Origin of the sequence: Flavobacterium sp. (genome assembly GCF_036759525.1) — a bacterium.
GTDB lineage: Bacteria > Bacteroidota > Bacteroidia > Flavobacteriales > Flavobacteriaceae > Flavobacterium.
The window spans coordinates 41,005-56,923 of record NZ_DAIOUN010000012.1 but is presented as its reverse complement, the minus strand read 5'-3'; the positions used below and the strand labels follow the sequence as shown (position 1 = coordinate 56,923).

Here is a 15,919-nt window from a genome sequence, read left to right as displayed (position 1 = left end):
ACGTTAGGGATTACAATTCATACAAAATTCAGGAGATTGCTTTTCCTGACCCAGAGGGAATTTTTTAACAAGAGTATGCGAACATCGAACACAAGAATAATGAAAGGCCAATGGAGAACGAGTGGGTGCCAAACACCATTCACAAGGAAGTCCGGGTTCTACATAAGTAATCTGAAAACCGGGCAAACCACAAGACGGGCATTGGGATTGAATAGCTTGTGCCAACTTTGTACCGGCTTGAGCAATAACTTGCATTCGGGTGGGATTGCGATGAGCTCTCATATCGGTTTCTACAACTACTGACCCGAATTCTTTTTGAATCATTTGAAATTGATAGGACAAATCATCCCAATTCAATGCCTCTTTGTACATTATTTCAGATTGTGGCGATTTTAAAATCAAACCATGTGTAGGAAATTGAATGCGTTCAGAAAATCGAGTCATAGATTCCCAATCTTTAATTTCTTCTACAGAAAAATTGGTCTCCCAACTCATATGAGACTCGTAAATTTCCAATTCGTTTTTTAAATCAATAAAAACCAACATCTCAAAATCACAACTTCCAAAAAACAATTCCGGATGTGGTCCAAAAGACCCCTCGGAGGCAACACCCAAATCAAAACCATAGTGTTTCATGCCTTCCAAACATTTTTGCTTAACCGTTTCTTTCATGCTATCAAGCCTAGGAATTTCTCCGGAAAAAGTACCCCATTTATCGGTATTGTAATCCGAAGGAACCCAAGAAACAACGCCCAACTCCTGCTCCAAAAGAGGAGCTAACACGCGTTCTTTTTCATGCTGGGTAGCAATGAGTAATTTCCGATTTTTAAAGAGCATGTTTGGATTGCGATGCTTTTACCAATTCAACAGAAAGCGTTCCGTTAATAACCAAATCCATTTCGTTGAGTTGGGCCAATTCAATCTGAGCCAAAACTTCTTCTACCACCTTTTGTAGAGCCTCAATGCGTTGTAACGAATGTTGGGCTTTGATGCCAAAACGTTCCTCTGTACTAAAGGCTTCTCGCTCATGATAATTGATTTTGTCATGCAACAAAGTCATTAGAATTTTTTTGGCTTCCGAAGGCAAATAGGTACCTTCAACCAATTGAAAAGAAAAAGATGTATCCATTATTTTTAATTTTTAATGTGAAACCATTTGAAAACATATAGCGTAACTAAAATTCCGGATCCCAGAATCAAGTAAGCAACTTCGGGCATGGGTAAACCCAAAACGGCCAATAAACCGCACAATAGCCATATAAAACAATACAACAAGCACGTTTTAGGATTAAAATTTTTAATAAACTTGGACATACGGATTAATTTTGAGGCAAATTTCTGCAATTACATTCATTTATTTTTATTTATATTTGCTATGCATAACATAAAAATATTTTATGAATTACACTTTACATCAATTACAGGTATTTTTAAAAGTAACCCAAACCAAGAGTATTACTAAGGCTTCTGAGGAGTTATTTTTAACGCAACCTGCCGTTTCAATACAGCTCAAAAACTTTCAGGAACAATTTGATTTTCCATTAACAGAGGTAATTGGAAGGCAATTGTATGTAACCGATTTTGGGAGAGAAATAGCCGAAGCTGCAGAAAAAATAATCAATGAAGTTCAGGCTATTAATCACAAAACATTAGCCTACAAAGGGCAACTTTCCGGTAAACTTAAAATTTCTGTCGTATCAACTGGAAAATATGTAATTCCCTACTTCATGACTGCCTTTGTTAAAAAACACCCGGGGATCGAGTTGGAATTGGATGTTACAAACAAATCAAAAGTAATAGAAAGTCTCGAAATGAATCAAGTAGATTTTTCATTGGTTTCTATAGTCCCCGAAAATTTATCGCTTTCCAAAATTGAATTAATGGAAAACAAGCTCTACCTAGTTGGAAATTCAGATTTTTTGTATTCAAAAAAGAAGAAAGACAAAACCATACTTAAAGAAATTCCATTAATATATAGAGAAAAAGGCTCCGGAACCCGATTTGTAATGGAGCAATTCATCAACCAAAATGAATTGCAGATTGAGAAAAAGATGGAGCTTACTTCAAATGAAGCCGTAAAACAAGCGGTATTAGCCGGTTTAGGATGCTCCATCATGCCTTTAATTGGCATCAAAAACGAATTAAATAATGGCGACCTGCATATTATTCCCGTAGAAGGTTTGCCTTTGCAATCCAATTGGAATGTCATTTGGCTATCGCAAAAAAAACATTCTCCGGTTGCTCAAGCTTTCAAATTGTACTTGGAAGAAAACAAAACAGAAATCATTCGGGAAAAATTCAGTTGGATCTAATCAGTTTACAATCCAAAGTAAAACCGGTTTGGAAGCCGTTGCCAATTGGGCATCCAATTCTTCCATAAATGCATCTGAAACTGCAGGACAACCCCAACTCAAAGGAGCATATCTGGGGTAAATTTCAGATGAAGGAACTGCAGACCAGGAATGTAAGACCACAACACGTTTTACCGCATTACTATTGGTAGTTTCCAATCCGTGTAACCAATATTTAACTCGGATTCCCCACGAACTGTAATCGCGTTTCCCAATTTTGTATTTACCCTGCATAGAGCAATGACTATCGGGGACGTTACTAAATTTGGCAACTTTATATTTTTCCGGATTTTCTTCAAAAACATCACATGCTCCATGAGTTACCAGATTTTGATGTGTAAAAGATTTTGTTTTAAAATCATAAACAAAAAACCGATTTTTTCCGGAGTGAATGGTCATATCAATCAAAAAATAAAAATCCTCATGAAACGAATTTTCTTGGCAATAAGTGAGTGCCTCTTTGTGAGTGGAAGTATACTCTTTTTGGGGCTCAAGGGGCGGCGTGTGATGGCAATTCACCAAAGCAAAAAAAAGGACTACAACTATCTTATTCATAAACTGTTTTTCTTAAGAAACAAAAAAAACACCCGAATAGTATATTTCAAAATGTGAATCTGATTCATTGCTGAAAACGGATAACTAAAAACTGATATCTTTTGTCTATCTTTGCCGGCTTTTAAAAAATTAAAACATGTTTGGAAATCGATTATTAAAAGGGGTTTTATTGGTTGGATTGGGTGCAACGAGTTACGGAATGCTGGCTACTTTTGTGAAATTAGCCTACAAAGAAAACTTTACTACTGCCGAAGTAACCACCTCTCAATTTGTTTTAGGCATCTTGGGAATACTGATTATTAATGCGTTTCAACGTTTCCAAAACAAAAACACTGCAGAAAAAGCATCTTCCAAAAACATTTTTCATTTAATGCTAGCCGGAACCTCATTGGGAATGACAAGCGTGTTTTACTATTTGTGTGTTCGTTATATAGACGTTTCCATTGCTATTGTTTTGCTAATGCAAACCGTTTGGATGGGAGTACTTTTAGAAATGATATTAGACAAAAAACTACCCTCTAGCCGTAAAATCATTGCGGTAGGAGTTGTACTTGTAGGAACGGTTCTGGCCACCAATCTCATTCACAATGAATCAGAATTGGATTGGAGAGGTCTTATGTGGGGAATGTTAGCCGCAGCTTCTTTCACCACTACCATGTTTACAGCCAATCGGGTTGCTTTGGGCATTTCATCTGCACAACGTAGCCTTTACATGCTCTTGGGTGGTGCTGTAATTGTTTTTGCTTTTGCTATAGCTACACAAACAACCCCCTACAATTGGGCTATATTTCTAAAATGGGGAATTGTTTTGGCTCTCTTCGGAACCATCATCCCTCCTATGCTATTGAACGCCGGTTTTCCGCTCACAGGTATCGGTTTAGGAAGTATAGTTTCATCTCTTGAGCTACCGGTATCTGTAGTGATGGCCTATGTCTTGTTAAATGAAAAGGTGAACCCTTCGCAATGGTTTGGCATTTCACTTATAATAGCTGCCATTGTCATCATGAATAGCAATTTCACAAAAAAGAAGTAATTTTATTGTAGAACTTGTTCTACAAACGAAATTTCGTATTATATTTTTCTTAAATTCGTATCAATAATTCAAAATACGATATGAATTTACCTTGGCACTTATATGCAATGGCACTCCTCTACTTTTTGGCAGGTGTCAACCATTTTAGGAATCCCAAAATTTATCACAAAATCATTCCGCCTTTCTTGGGTAATGTAAAATTGATAAATAACATCTCCGGGATAGCCGAAATCCTTTTGGCTATAGGCTTGTGCATCCCACATTATTCAACAATGGCAGCCTGGGGAATTATAGTGCTTTTAATGGCTATTTTTCCGGCTAATTTATACATGTATACCCATGATAAAGCGGCATTAGGACTATCTAAAACCATCCGATTACTCAGACTCCCTTTGCAATTGGTTTTAATAGCTTGGGCCTATTGCTACACTTAACAAATTAACAATCTAAAACATTACTTATGAAAAAATTATTCGCTGAATTTTTTGGAACGTATTGGCTGGTTTTCGGAGGATGTGGAAGTGCTCTTTTCGCTGCCGGAATTCCCAATACCGGAATCGGATTTGCCGGGGTTTCCCTTGCTTTCGGTTTAACCGTTTTAACCATGGCTTATGCCATGGGTCCCATTTCAGGAGGTCATTTCAATCCCGCTGTTTCCCTAGGACTTTGGGCGAGTGGAAAATTTGACTCTCGAGAATTACTACCCTATATCATTTCACAATGCATTGGAGGATTGGCAGCTGCAGGTACACTTTATTTTATCCTGAACGGTAGAGAAGACTTCATGGGATTGGATGCCACCAAAGCAGGAGAATTTGCAACTAACGGTTATGGCGATTTCTCGCCTGAAGGCTACTCTTTGGGAGCTGCATTTGTAACCGAATTTATTCTCACTCTGTTTTTCCTTCTAATTATTTTAGGGGCAACTGCCAAAATTGCTAAGGCAAAATTTGCCGGAATAGCTATAGGTTTGGCTCTAACTTTAATACACTTAATTAGTATTCCGATTACAAACACCTCTGTAAATCCGGCTCGTTCCACTTCTCAAGCCTTGTTTGTGGGTGGCGAACCTCTTATGCAACTCTGGTTGTTTTGGGCAGCCCCAATTGCCGGAGCAATCGTAGCCGGACTTCTCTACAAGAATCTTCTCGAAAAAAAAGAATAAGGATAATAAAAAAGTGATGTATAGTAACATCACTTTTTTTTATTTTTACTTCATGAATTCTTTATTTCCATCTGAAAAATTAAATTTTAATTTACCCGATGCCGACATTACCTACTACCCAGGATTTTTCAATTCTGAAAAGGCAAACGAATTGTTTGGCAAACTCAAAACCGAAATTCCTTGGCAACAAGATGATATAACCGTTTTTGGCAAAACCTATGCTCAACCCCGATTAACCGCTTTGTTTGGCAATGAAGGAAAACCCTATTCCTATTCCAATATTGTCATGCACCCACACAAATGGAATCCTCTTTTGATGTTTGTAAAAAATGAAGTGGAAGAAATTTGCCAAGTTCATTTTACCACAGTTCTTTTAAATTTATATCGAGACGGAAAAGATAGCAATGGCTGGCATGCCGATAACGAAAAAGAATTAGGTCAAAATCCAATTATTGCCTCAGTAAGCTTTGGTGCTGAACGAAGTTTTCATTTGCAACACAACACCCTCAAAGAATCAAAACTCAAGATTAATTTAGAACACGGAAGTTTATTGGTTATGAAAGGGAAAACGCAACATTTTTGGAAACATCAAATTCCAAAAACAGCCAAACCTATTGGAGAGCGTATCAATCTAACTTTCCGAATTTTAAAATAAATTTTTACCTTAGTAAAAAAAATTATGGAAACTCTTATTGATTACTTTGAAACCATACCTTCTCTCCACCGTGGATTAATCTTGGTGGGCGGAATTACCCTTTTTTGGCTCATTGAAAATGCCTTTCCGCTTTTCAAATTCAAATACCGTAAAATTCACCATGCCGGCATCAATATTTTTTTCACCTTAACCACAATTGGAGTCAACTTTGCAATGGCTTTCATATTATTATTAGCTGCTGATTTTTCTATCCAACAGAATTTCGGCATACTGCAATGGCTTCCACAAATGAACATTTGGATTTATACACTTGTTGGACTCTTGCTTTTGGATTTAATTGGTGCGTATTGGGTACATTTAGTAGAGCACAAAGTAAAATTCTTATGGCGATTCCATCTGATTCATCACACTGATACTTGGATAGACACCACTTCTGCCAATAGACATCATCCGGGCGAAAGTGTCATTCGATTTGTTTTTACAGTTCTGGGTGTTTTGATTGTAGGAAGCCCTATGTGGATGGTTTTTCTGTATCAATCCTTATCCGTAGTGTTTTCACAATTCAATCATGCTAATATTCCCTTACCGAAAAAACTGGATAAATTGTTGAGCTTTTTTATCATTTCGCCCGATATGCACAAAGTGCATCACCATTATAAACTTCCGTATACCGATAGTAATTACGGAAATATTTTTTCGGTATGGGACCGATTGTTTGGTACTTATACCTATTTGGATAGAGATAAAATCGTCTATGGTGTAGACACACATATGGATCCCAAAGAAAATAACGAACTCTCAAGTTTACTGAAAATCCCCTTCCAAAAATACCGTTCACCTGAAAATGAATAATTTTTTTGGGAGCAATGAAAAAGTAATTTATTTTTTTAGTAATATTGATTAAAAATCTAGAAAACGTATCATAAACATTAATTTGTGCTTTTGAACTAATGAAAAAAAGTAAAAGAGTAGAACTGACTAGCGAAGAAATCGACCGCGTTGTCAGTATGGCTCAAGAGGAAAGAAAGCCTTTTGAAGTACTAAAAGTGGAATTCGGTATTTCTGAAAATGAAGTAACCGAAATAATGCGAAAAAGGCTCTCAAAAGATAATTTTGAGCTTTGGAAAAAGAAAGTAACGGCAAGCAAACCCAAGCCTAAACCGATTGTTGACGATTTTGATGATGATTTAGACAGTAAATATTACATCAAAAATAAATTTGATTAAGTATAATTTAACTCTTGTTCAGCAAGAGTTTTTTTATTTTATGATTTTCTTTGTTTAAACTTTGAGTATGAAAAACTTTTCGGAAGAAGCGATAGACCGAATCATAGAAATGGCTTGGGAAGACCGTACCCCTTTTGAAGCCATTACTTTTCAATTTCAACTTTCGGAGCAGGAAACTATAGAACTCATGCGTCGCGAGATGAAACCATCCAGTTTTAAAATGTGGCGAGAGCGGGTACAAGGCCGTAAAACCAAACACAGCAAACTCAGAGATAGTGATGTGAATCGTTTCAAATGCACACTACAAAGACAGATTACTCACAACAAAATTTCGAAAGGAAGGTAAAAAACACTCCAAATTCTTCTTGATATTTTGTACTTTTAGTCCCAATTAAAACTTTCAAATAATGAAAAAAATGTTGGCTTTTGGGCTTTGTCTTTTTTCTGTTTTCTCTTTTTCACAAGACATTACCGGAGATTGGTTTGGAAACCTCAATGTAATGGGTACTCAACTGGGGATAACCTTTACTCTCAATCAAAATGATTCCAAATACTTTGGATCGATGAGTGTTCCCCAACAACAAGCTTACAATATTCCGTTAACAAAAGTGACCTTTCAAAACAACCAATTAAACTTGGGCTTTGAGCCTGCCGGAATTTCGTATTCCGGAAATTGGAATGAAGACCAAACTTTCATAGGAACTTTTACGCAAAACGGACAACGTTTTCCTATGACATTGTCTCGAGAAAAAACAATTGAAACCAAACCTTTGCGGCCTCAAGAACCTCAAGAACCCTTTCCTTATAACATAGAAGAAGTTGTTTTTCCTAATCCAAAGGGCAATTTCAACCTTGCCGGAACACTCACTTTCCCCAAAACCAAATCGTTTCCGGTGGTTGTACTCATTTCGGGAAGTGGACCCCAAAACAGAGATTCAGAACTATTTGGTCACAAACCGTTTTGGGTAATAGCCGACCATTTGACGCGAAACGGAATTGCCGTTTTACGAATAGACGACCGTGGAGTAGGTCAATCGGGTGGCGACCCCTCAAATGCAACCAGTTTCGATTTTGCACAAGATATTGAAGCAGCCTTGACGTTTTTAAAAAATAAACCGGGATTCAAATTTTCAAAATTAGGTTTAATTGGGCATAGCGAAGGAGGTATGATTGCCCCAATAGTTGCTGCAAATGAAAAAAGCGTCAACTTTGTAATTCTTCTTGCAGGCCCGGGTATTCCTTGCGACGAATTGTTATTGGAACAAACCCTTTTGATAACCAAAAATAGTAATTTAAAGGATTTGGAAATTCAAAAAACCTTTGAAACCAATAAAGCTCTTTATGCCATAGCAAAAAGTAACCGTACAGAAAATGAAGCTCAATTAGAAATGGAAAAATGGCTCAAAGAAGCGATACAATCCAATTTGGCCTATGCAACGTTTTCAGAAAATGAAAAAAAACAGCTCATAGAAGAACAAACCAACAGTATGCTTTCGCCATGGTTTCGCTATTTCGTTAGATACAACCCTGATGATTACCTCAAAAAATTAAAATGTCCGGTCTTGGCTTTAAACGGCTCTAAAGATTTACAAGTAGCACCAAAATCGAACCTAAATGGCATTCAAAAAAGCTTAGAGTTAGCCGGAAATAAAAAAGTGACCGTAAAAGAGTATGCCGATTTGAATCATTTATTTCAAAAATGTGAAACCGGGAGAGTTGAAGAATATGGTACTATTGAAGAAACATTTTCAAGAGAAGTACTCCAAGACATTACCCAATGGATAAAATCCCTCACGTTTTAATTTTACCAAACCCTTAACACTGAAACGCTTTTTTAAAAAGCGTTTTTTGTTGTTATTTGTAACAAATTTGCAACTCATAACACTCATAAGAATAAAAAAAAAGTATGACCCAATTTTTAAAAATAACAACAACAATCACATATTTGTGGTTTATGGGAACAAGTTTGACTTGGGCTCAAAATAAGAATAACGAAGTTAGCGTAACCTTAGACCTTATCAATATAAACAAAGATCGCGTTGCCGTTACCGTAGTACCACCAAAAATTAAGCAGGATGAAATTACCTATTTCATGCCCAAAATTATCCCGGGAACGTATTCAGAAGACGATTACGGGCGTTATGTAGAAGTTTTCAAAGCCTATGATGCCAAAGGAAAAGAACTTGTTGTTGGTAAAAAAGATGAAAATTCTTGGCTTATAAAAGACGCCAAAAAACTGGCTAAAGTTACCTATCTCGTCAATGATACTTTTGATTCAGAAACCGGAAGTGAGTTTGGACAAGGTGATATTTTCTCGCCGGCAGGTACTAATATAGCCGAAGGTGAAAACTTTGTAATCAACACGCATGCCTTTGTGGGCTATTTTCAAGACCTCAAGGAAATTCCATACCAATTAATCATCAACAAACCAAAGCATCTTCATGGGGCAACGGCTCTTATCGACGAAGACAAAAGCGACGAAATAGACCGCTACAAAACTTCTCGATATGCCGAATTGGTAGACAATCCCTTAATGTACACCAAAAATAAAAGTGCAACCTTTTATGTAGATACTATGGAAATTATCATCAGTGTGCATTCACCCAACGGAAGATTTTCTGCTGATGATTTCAAACCGGCCATGGAAACTATGATGAAGGCACAAAAGAAATTTTTGGGACCCATAAACAATACAAAAAAGTACGCCATTTTAATTTACCTATCCGATTACGAAAAATCAGATGCCAAGGGTTTTGGGGCTTTGGAACACAACACATCAACAGTTGTGGTATTTCCGGAAGCAATGCCCGAAGACCAACTCAATCAAAGCATGGTTGATGTGGTTTCGCATGAATTTTTTCATATCGTAACTCCGCTGAGTGTACATTCCAAAGAGATACATTATTTTGATTTCAACAATCCCAAAATGTCGAAACATTTATGGATGTATGAAGGAATAACTGAATATTTTGCCAACTTATTTCAAGTAAATCAAGGTTTGATAGACGAAGAAGAATTTTTCAGCAGAATGGCCGGAAAAATAACCAACTCCAAACGTTTTGACGACACCATGCCTTTTACAAAAATGAGTGCCGAAGTACTGAAAAAAGAATTTAAAGATTCCTATTTGAACGTTTACGAAAAAGGAGCTTTAATTGCAATGTGTTTGGATATTCAATTGCGTGAGTTAAGCCAAGGAAAATCAGGTATTCTGGAACTAATGCAAAAACTTTCCAAAGAATACGGCATGGAAAAACCTTTTGATGATGACGAATTGTTTGATAAAATTGTTTCGGTTACCCATCCCGAAATTCGAAACTTTTTAAACACCTATGTATCCGGAACAACTCCTCTAGACTACGAAGCTTTCTTTGCCAAAATGGGCGTTAGTAAAACCAAAATGAAAATACCGGGATCCATTTTTCTAAAAGGTCAAGTTCCCTATATAACCATAAATCCAACTACCAAAGAAATTATTGTTTTACCGGGAATTGAACTGAACGATTTTATGAAAAGCCTAGGTTTACAAGGCGGAGACATTATTGTTTCTATTAACAATACCAAATACAACCTAGATAATGTATACGATATGATTATTGGAAGCATGTCTTGGCAGGAAAACGACCCTGTAACTTTTACCATTAAAAGAGGAAGCGAAGAATTGACTTTAAAAGGCAATGTAAAAATTCCTATGGATGAAATAGACGGATACCAAGCAACTGATGAGTCGAAAAAAGCACTCCGTGAAGCCTGGCTGAAAGGATAAAAATATAAAACAGCAATCTAATCCCTGAATCGAAAGTTTCAGGGATTTTTTTTACATAATAACTTTTACAACTTACTCAAAAAAAACACCCAAGAATTTTCAAAAAATCCCTATTTTGCAACCAAATTAAATCGAATGAAAACAGCACCTTTTTTTACAGACGATACGATAGTTTTTGGATTGTTAATGCTATTATTGGCTTTTGTATTTTATACCTCGTCTATCAAAGAAGGATTTTGGAAAAAATTCTATATCATTTTCCCATCGTTACTAATGTGCTATTTGCTGCCTTCTATATTTAGTTCGCTAAATATCATTTCAGCTGAATGGCTCATTTTAGATGAAAATGGTAAAGAAATTCTGAATGAATTAGGCAAAGCTTTAACCGAAAAATCTAAAATACCTACAATCACAACTAGAATATTATTACCTGCTGCTTTAGTACTTTTAACATTGAGTATTGATTTGAAGGCTATGTTTAAATTAGGTCCAAAAGCGTTAGCTATGTTTTTCACAGGAACAATTGGAGTTATAATTGGCGGACCAATTGCGATTTTAATCGTTTCCATTTTTTCACCAGCAACTGTTGGCGGTGCAGACTTTGATGCCGTATGGCGTGGACTCTCAACTTTAGCCGGAAGTTGGATTGGAGGATCAGCTAATCAAACTGCAATGTTAGAAGTTTTTAAATACAATCCTAATAGGTATGGAGCTATGGTTTTGGTTGACATTGTCGTAGCAAATATTTGGATGGCAATACTATTGTTCGGGATTGGTAGAAAAGAAAAAATTGACAAATGGTTTAAAGCTGATAACAGCTCAATTGATGAGTTAAAAATCAAAGTATCTAATTATACTGCTAGCGTATCAAGAAATCCTAATTTAACTGACTTAATGATTATCTTAGGAATTGCATTTTCAGCGGTTGGTATTTCGCACTTAGGAAGCAATCTAGTTTCTGAAACACTATTAGCAAATTTTCCGGAAGTGAAAGACCCAAAAACCTTTGTTTCAACTTTTGGTGATAAATTTTTCTGGTTAGTAACCTTTGCAACCTTGATAGGAATTTTATTGTCCTATACCAAACTCAAACAATACGAAGGAGCCGGAGCAAGTAAGATTGGAAGTGTTTTTATATACATTTTAGTCGCTTCTATCGGTATGAAAATGGACTTAGGTTCCGTTTTAAGCAATCCCGGACTTTTAATTGTAGGACTCATTTGGATGGCTATACATGTTCTCCTTTTAGTTGTAGTTGCCAAGCTCATTAAAGCTCCATTCTTCTTCTTGGCGGTTGGAAGTAAAGCCAATATTGGCGGTGCAGCGTCGGCTCCAATTGTGGCATCGGCTTTTCATCCCTCTTTAGCTAGCGTGGGCGTTTTATTAGCCGTTTTTGGCTATGTAGTAGGAACCTATGGAGCCCTTTTATCTGCTTTTTTAATGGAAATAGCCGCTCCTAAATAAGTAAATTTTAATCAATACAGGTAATCAAAAAATGAAACAAATTTTAGTTCTTTTCGGTGTGCTAATGCTCACCTTTGCATGTCAAAATAAGGAAACTTCGGAAACCAATTTACACATTACCGGTGAAATCGCCGGACTCAAACAAGGTAAATTATACATTCAAAAATTAGAAGACACAACACTTGTGGTGATTGACACCCTAAACTTTGACGGAAATTCAAAATTTGAAAGTCATCTAAAATTAGATTCACCCGAAGTGCTTTACTTTTTTTTAGACAGAGGACAAACCAATTCTTTAGACAACAATTTAACCATTTTTGCCGAACCGGGAAATCTTTCTATTCAAACCAAATTGGAATCATTTTATGCTGATGCTGTGGTTAAAGGTTCAAAAAACCACGAACTGTTTCAAGAATTCAAGGCTATTATGTCTCGATTCAAAGAACCTCAACTGACTTTGATTGAGAAAGAAATCAAAGCTCGTAAAGAAAACAATACAATTCTTTTAGACAGTATTAATCAAGCTACAGAACGTTTAACCAAAAGAAAGTACTTGTACTGTATCAACTATGCTATTGGAAAGAAAGACCACGAAATTGCTCCTTATATAGCCTTATCTGAAATTTATGATGCTCAAATCAAATATTTAGACACCATACAAAAATCGCTTACACCCAAAGTAGCTGAATCCAAATACGGTAAAATGTTGAAAAAATTTATTGAGGAACGCCGAAAAGACGAACAAGTTCCAGCAGAATAACACAACATGAAAATTAATAATAAAAGGATAACTCACTGGTTATCCTTTTTTTTGAAGTCTAGTCAATAGAATTTACTTTCCAAACAACATCCTTCTCTAGTGTAAACTAGCTTCTACCCTCACTACCGCACAACAAGACCTAACTAAAATGTTAAAGTAATTCTATAGGTAAGCAGGAGAATTTATTCGTAAAAAAGCATATTGAAATCAATCCAAAAGGGTATCATACTTTATTCAATAAAAAAAGGATAACCTTTCGATTATCCTTTTAAAATTGAGCCGATAGAGGGACTCCCCGATAGTAATCGGGATAAACTTCTCGTCCCTTTTTAACAAAAAAAAGGATAACCTTTCGATTATCCTTTTAAAATTGAGCCGATAGAGGGACTCCCCGATAGTAATCGGGATAAACTTCTCGTCCCTTTTTAACAAAAAAAAGGATAACCTTTCGATTATCCTTTTAAAATTGAGCCGATAGAGGGACTCGAACCCACGACCTGCTGATTACAAATCAGCTGCTCTAGCCAGCTGAGCTACACCGGCGTCTCAATCTGAGTGCAAATATAATTTTGAAATTGAATATTCCAAAAGAAAAAAGCACTTTTTTTATCAAAAAATGAGATTAAAGTGCGTTTACTTTTTCAACTAATTGAATCGCAGCCGCTTCTAATTCTTTCTCTACTTGTTTCAAATGAGCTTTTCGGTTTTCTACTTTTTTGTTGTTCACTTTAACGATTAAAGAATCAAACGTAGTGATCGCTTCATCAATCAAAGCATTAGATTGCTCCGTTGGTTTCCCGGTTGTAGTCATCTCATGGATATAAACTGCCTCAATAATATCACCCATTACATAGTTGATGTCCTTTTTCAGATTTTTAATACTTGCCATTTTTTATTTTATTTGAATTGCGGTGCAAAAGTACACAAAATTTTATTAAAAGCCACAAATTACACGAATTAGCTCGAATTTATGCTTTCCCAATTCGTGTAACTCGTACTAAAAAAAGGAATTAATTTAACTAAACCGTGATTTCTAATAGGGTTGCCGTTCCTTTAAGAACAAATGAAGGAAGTATAGCCGGAAGTAAAACCGTATCTCCGGTTTCATATCTGTATTTATTATCATTTAAAAACAATTCAAAACTTCCTTCCGTACACATCAAAACACTAAAAGCCTCATTGTTTTTATGTATCATCATTTCGCCGTTAAGCGGAATAATATGCGTTTTAAAATAAGGACATTCTACTAGAGAAGTACTCTCGTTTTCAGTGGCTTTGTATTCTTTTTTAGCCAATGTGGTTTGATAGTTAATCGCATCCAATGCTAATTCGGTGTGCAATTCGCGTTCGTTTCCATTTGCATCTACCCTATCCCAATCATAAATCCGATAGGTAACATCACTGGTTTGTTGAATTTCGGCTATCACAATTCCGGCACCAATGGCATGAATGGTTCCGGTTTCTAAAAAGAAAACATCGCCTTTTTTAACGGGTACTTCATTCAAAAGTGAAAGGAGCTTTTTATTTTCGAGATGTTGTACATATTCTTCTCGAGATGAATCTTTTTGAAAACCCACAATCAAACGGGCATTTGCATCGGCTTGCATTACATACCACATTTCGGTTTTCCCAAACGAATTATGACGTGCTTTGGCTAATGCATCATTGGGATGCAATTGAATAGATAAATCTTCTCTTGCATCCAAATACTTAAAAAGCAAAGGGAATTGTTTCCCAAAACGAGCAAACACCGTTGTGCCTAGAATTTCTTCGGGATACAAATCAATGAGTTCATTGAGATTTTTACCTTCAAACATTCCGTCTTTTACCACACTCACATCTTGAGGAACGGTAGAAATTTCCCAACTTTCACCGGTACTATCGGAGGTTATGGGTTTATTTAAATACGTTTTTAATTTGGTACCGCCCCAAATGCGTTCTTTTAAAAGCGGATAAAAAGTAAGCGGATAAAAAGTTTGAGTCATGGTTACACATTTCAAAGGGCAAAAATAAGGAATTATAGAGTCAAATTTCAATTGCTACTATCAATCCTTTTTTTGGAGTATTTGAAGTGCTTTTTCGATGTGGATTTTTCCGGAGAGGTTATCAAAAATCAAACGAACCATACCCTTTTCATCAATCACATACGTCACTCGCCCCGGAATGAGTCCGAATAATGCTGTTGGAACCCCAAATAACTGACGTAATTTTTTATCTTGATCGGACAAAAGGGTAAAAGGCAATTGATATTTTGAAGCAAATTTTTGGTGTGATGCCGAAGAATCGCCACTAACCCCTATTACCTCTGCCCCCAATTGAGTGAAGTCTTCATATCGGTCTCGAAAAGCACAAGCTTGTTCTGTACAAATTCGCGTATCGTCTTTGGGATAAAAATAAATAACTACCGGTTTTTTCCCTATCACAGACGAACTGTCAAAATGGGCTCCCTGTGTGTTTTTTGCAGTAAAATGCGGAACTGTGTCCCCTACTTTCAATGCCATTTAATTTCCTTTATAGGTTACAAAATTTCGTGGGGTTTCATACAATACCACTTCCAAGTCTAATGTGGGTTGAATGTGCGTTCGTAATTTGTTCCAAATTACCACGGCTATATGCTCTGCAGTGGGATTCAAATCAGCAAAATCGGGCACATCTAAATTCAAATTTTTATGGTCAAAAGCAATTTCAATGTGCTCTTTGATTAAATCGGAAAGCACTTTCACATCCATCACAAAGCCGGTCTCCGGGTCAATCTCGCCGGTTACACTCACTATCAATTCGTAATTGTGTCCGTGATAATTGGGGTTGTTGCATTTTCCAAAAACCAAATCGTTTTTTTCCAACGACCAATCTTTACGATACAAGCGATGAGCCGCGTTAAAGTGAGCTTTTCTGGAAACCGTAACTCTCATTTTATTGATTTTTGTTATTGTTTTTTGATATT

At 36.3% G+C, this 15,919-nt stretch carries 20 protein-coding genes and 1 tRNA gene; 12 read left to right on the top strand and 9 right to left on the bottom strand.

Features of this window, described 5'->3' with window-relative positions; translation table 11 throughout:
* Nucleotides 1-3: 3 nt before the first annotated feature.
* Genes V7M80_RS09385 through V7M80_RS09375 form a run of 3 tightly spaced genes read right to left on the bottom strand, consistent with a single transcriptional unit; the run spans nt 4 to nt 1,314 of the window.
* Nucleotides 4-837 (bottom strand): DUF6671 family protein, encoded by an 834-nt coding sequence (locus V7M80_RS09385; protein WP_333695628.1) that lies wholly within the window; start codon nt 835-837, stop codon nt 4-6.
* A complete protein-coding gene (locus tag V7M80_RS09380) occupies nt 827-1,129 on the bottom strand; it encodes a hypothetical protein (RefSeq protein WP_333695627.1) in 303 nt (100 codons plus the stop codon). The genes V7M80_RS09385 and V7M80_RS09380 overlap by 11 nt, the downstream gene beginning before the upstream one ends.
* A gap of 5 nt (nt 1,130-1,134) precedes the next feature.
* The gene (locus tag V7M80_RS09375) at nt 1,135-1,314 is read right to left on the bottom strand and encodes a hypothetical protein (protein ID WP_333695626.1); all 180 of its coding nucleotides are present in this window, start codon (nt 1,312-1,314) and stop codon (nt 1,135-1,137) included.
* Between the two features lie 83 nt (nt 1,315-1,397).
* Between V7M80_RS09375 and V7M80_RS09370 the strand changes: the two genes are divergently transcribed.
* On the top strand, nt 1,398-2,312 hold the full coding sequence (locus V7M80_RS09370; protein ID WP_333695625.1) for a LysR family transcriptional regulator: 915 nt from the start codon (nt 1,398-1,400) through the stop codon (nt 2,310-2,312).
* On the opposite strand, the gene V7M80_RS09365 is transcribed toward V7M80_RS09370, so the two are convergent.
* Nucleotides 2,313-2,906, bottom strand: coding sequence for a murein L,D-transpeptidase catalytic domain-containing protein (locus V7M80_RS09365; RefSeq protein WP_333695624.1), 594 nt, complete (start codon nt 2,904-2,906; stop codon nt 2,313-2,315). It lies immediately after the preceding gene.
* Between the two features lie 136 nt (nt 2,907-3,042).
* Here V7M80_RS09365 and V7M80_RS09360 point away from each other — a divergent pair, with 136 nt between their 5' ends.
* The 11 genes from V7M80_RS09360 (at nt 3,043) to V7M80_RS09310 (ending at nt 12,975) form a co-directional block, all read left to right on the top strand.
* Nucleotides 3,043-3,939 (top strand): DMT family transporter, encoded by an 897-nt coding sequence (locus V7M80_RS09360; protein ID WP_333695623.1) that lies wholly within the window; start codon nt 3,043-3,045, stop codon nt 3,937-3,939.
* An 80-nt stretch (nt 3,940-4,019) separates the two neighbouring features.
* Nucleotides 4,020-4,373 carry a DoxX family protein gene (locus tag V7M80_RS09355; protein WP_333695622.1) on the top strand — a complete coding sequence of 118 codons (354 nt, stop codon included), beginning with the start codon at nt 4,020-4,022 and terminating at the stop codon, nt 4,371-4,373.
* Nucleotides 4,374-4,399: 26 nt separating this feature from the next.
* Nucleotides 4,400-5,104, top strand: a complete 705-nt coding sequence (gene aqpZ, locus V7M80_RS09350; RefSeq protein WP_333695621.1) for an aquaporin Z — start codon at nt 4,400-4,402, stop codon at nt 5,102-5,104.
* 52 nt (nt 5,105-5,156) lie between these two features.
* Nucleotides 5,157-5,759 carry an alpha-ketoglutarate-dependent dioxygenase AlkB family protein gene (locus tag V7M80_RS09345; protein WP_333695620.1) on the top strand — a complete coding sequence of 201 codons (603 nt, stop codon included), beginning with the start codon at nt 5,157-5,159 and terminating at the stop codon, nt 5,757-5,759.
* Nucleotides 5,760-5,783: 24 nt separating this feature from the next.
* On the top strand, nt 5,784-6,611 hold the full coding sequence (locus V7M80_RS09340) for a sterol desaturase family protein (protein WP_333695619.1): 828 nt from the start codon (nt 5,784-5,786) through the stop codon (nt 6,609-6,611).
* A 98-nt stretch (nt 6,612-6,709) separates the two neighbouring features.
* Entirely contained in the window at nt 6,710-6,985 is a 276-nt protein-coding gene (locus tag V7M80_RS09335; RefSeq protein ID WP_026710674.1) for a TIGR03643 family protein, read from the top strand.
* Nucleotides 6,986-7,052: 67 nt separating this feature from the next.
* Complete coding sequence (locus tag V7M80_RS09330) at nt 7,053-7,331, top strand: TIGR03643 family protein (protein WP_333695618.1); 279 nt, start codon at nt 7,053-7,055, stop codon at nt 7,329-7,331.
* Nucleotides 7,332-7,392: 61 nt separating this feature from the next.
* Nucleotides 7,393-8,787: an alpha/beta hydrolase family protein gene (locus V7M80_RS09325; RefSeq protein WP_333695617.1), complete on the top strand. Its 1,395-nt coding sequence runs from the start codon at nt 7,393-7,395 to the stop codon at nt 8,785-8,787.
* A 104-nt stretch (nt 8,788-8,891) separates the two neighbouring features.
* Complete coding sequence (locus V7M80_RS09320; protein WP_333695616.1) at nt 8,892-10,751, top strand: M61 family metallopeptidase; 1,860 nt, start codon at nt 8,892-8,894, stop codon at nt 10,749-10,751.
* Between the two features lie 135 nt (nt 10,752-10,886).
* Nucleotides 10,887-12,215 carry a DUF819 family protein gene (locus V7M80_RS09315; protein ID WP_333695615.1) on the top strand — a complete coding sequence of 443 codons (1,329 nt, stop codon included), beginning with the start codon at nt 10,887-10,889 and terminating at the stop codon, nt 12,213-12,215.
* A gap of 31 nt (nt 12,216-12,246) precedes the next feature.
* The gene (locus V7M80_RS09310) at nt 12,247-12,975 is read left to right on the top strand and encodes a DUF4369 domain-containing protein (protein WP_333695614.1); all 729 of its coding nucleotides are present in this window, start codon (nt 12,247-12,249) and stop codon (nt 12,973-12,975) included.
* Between the two features lie 469 nt (nt 12,976-13,444).
* Here V7M80_RS09310 and V7M80_RS09305 read toward each other — a convergent pair.
* From V7M80_RS09305 to V7M80_RS09285, 5 genes are all read right to left on the bottom strand, one after another.
* Nucleotides 13,445-13,518, bottom strand: a tRNA-Thr gene (locus V7M80_RS09305).
* A 79-nt stretch (nt 13,519-13,597) separates the two neighbouring features.
* Nucleotides 13,598-13,864, bottom strand: coding sequence for a hypothetical protein (locus V7M80_RS09300; RefSeq protein WP_333695613.1), 267 nt, complete (start codon nt 13,862-13,864; stop codon nt 13,598-13,600).
* Nucleotides 13,865-13,994: 130 nt separating this feature from the next.
* Entirely contained in the window at nt 13,995-14,960 is a 966-nt protein-coding gene (locus V7M80_RS09295; protein ID WP_333695612.1) for a type I phosphomannose isomerase catalytic subunit, read from the bottom strand.
* A gap of 60 nt (nt 14,961-15,020) precedes the next feature.
* Nucleotides 15,021-15,476, bottom strand: coding sequence for a peroxiredoxin (locus tag V7M80_RS09290; RefSeq protein ID WP_333695611.1), 456 nt, complete (start codon nt 15,474-15,476; stop codon nt 15,021-15,023).
* Nucleotides 15,477-15,887 carry a 6-pyruvoyl trahydropterin synthase family protein gene (locus V7M80_RS09285; RefSeq protein ID WP_333695610.1) on the bottom strand — a complete coding sequence of 137 codons (411 nt, stop codon included), beginning with the start codon at nt 15,885-15,887 and terminating at the stop codon, nt 15,477-15,479.
* Nucleotides 15,888-15,919: the final 32 nt, after the last annotated feature.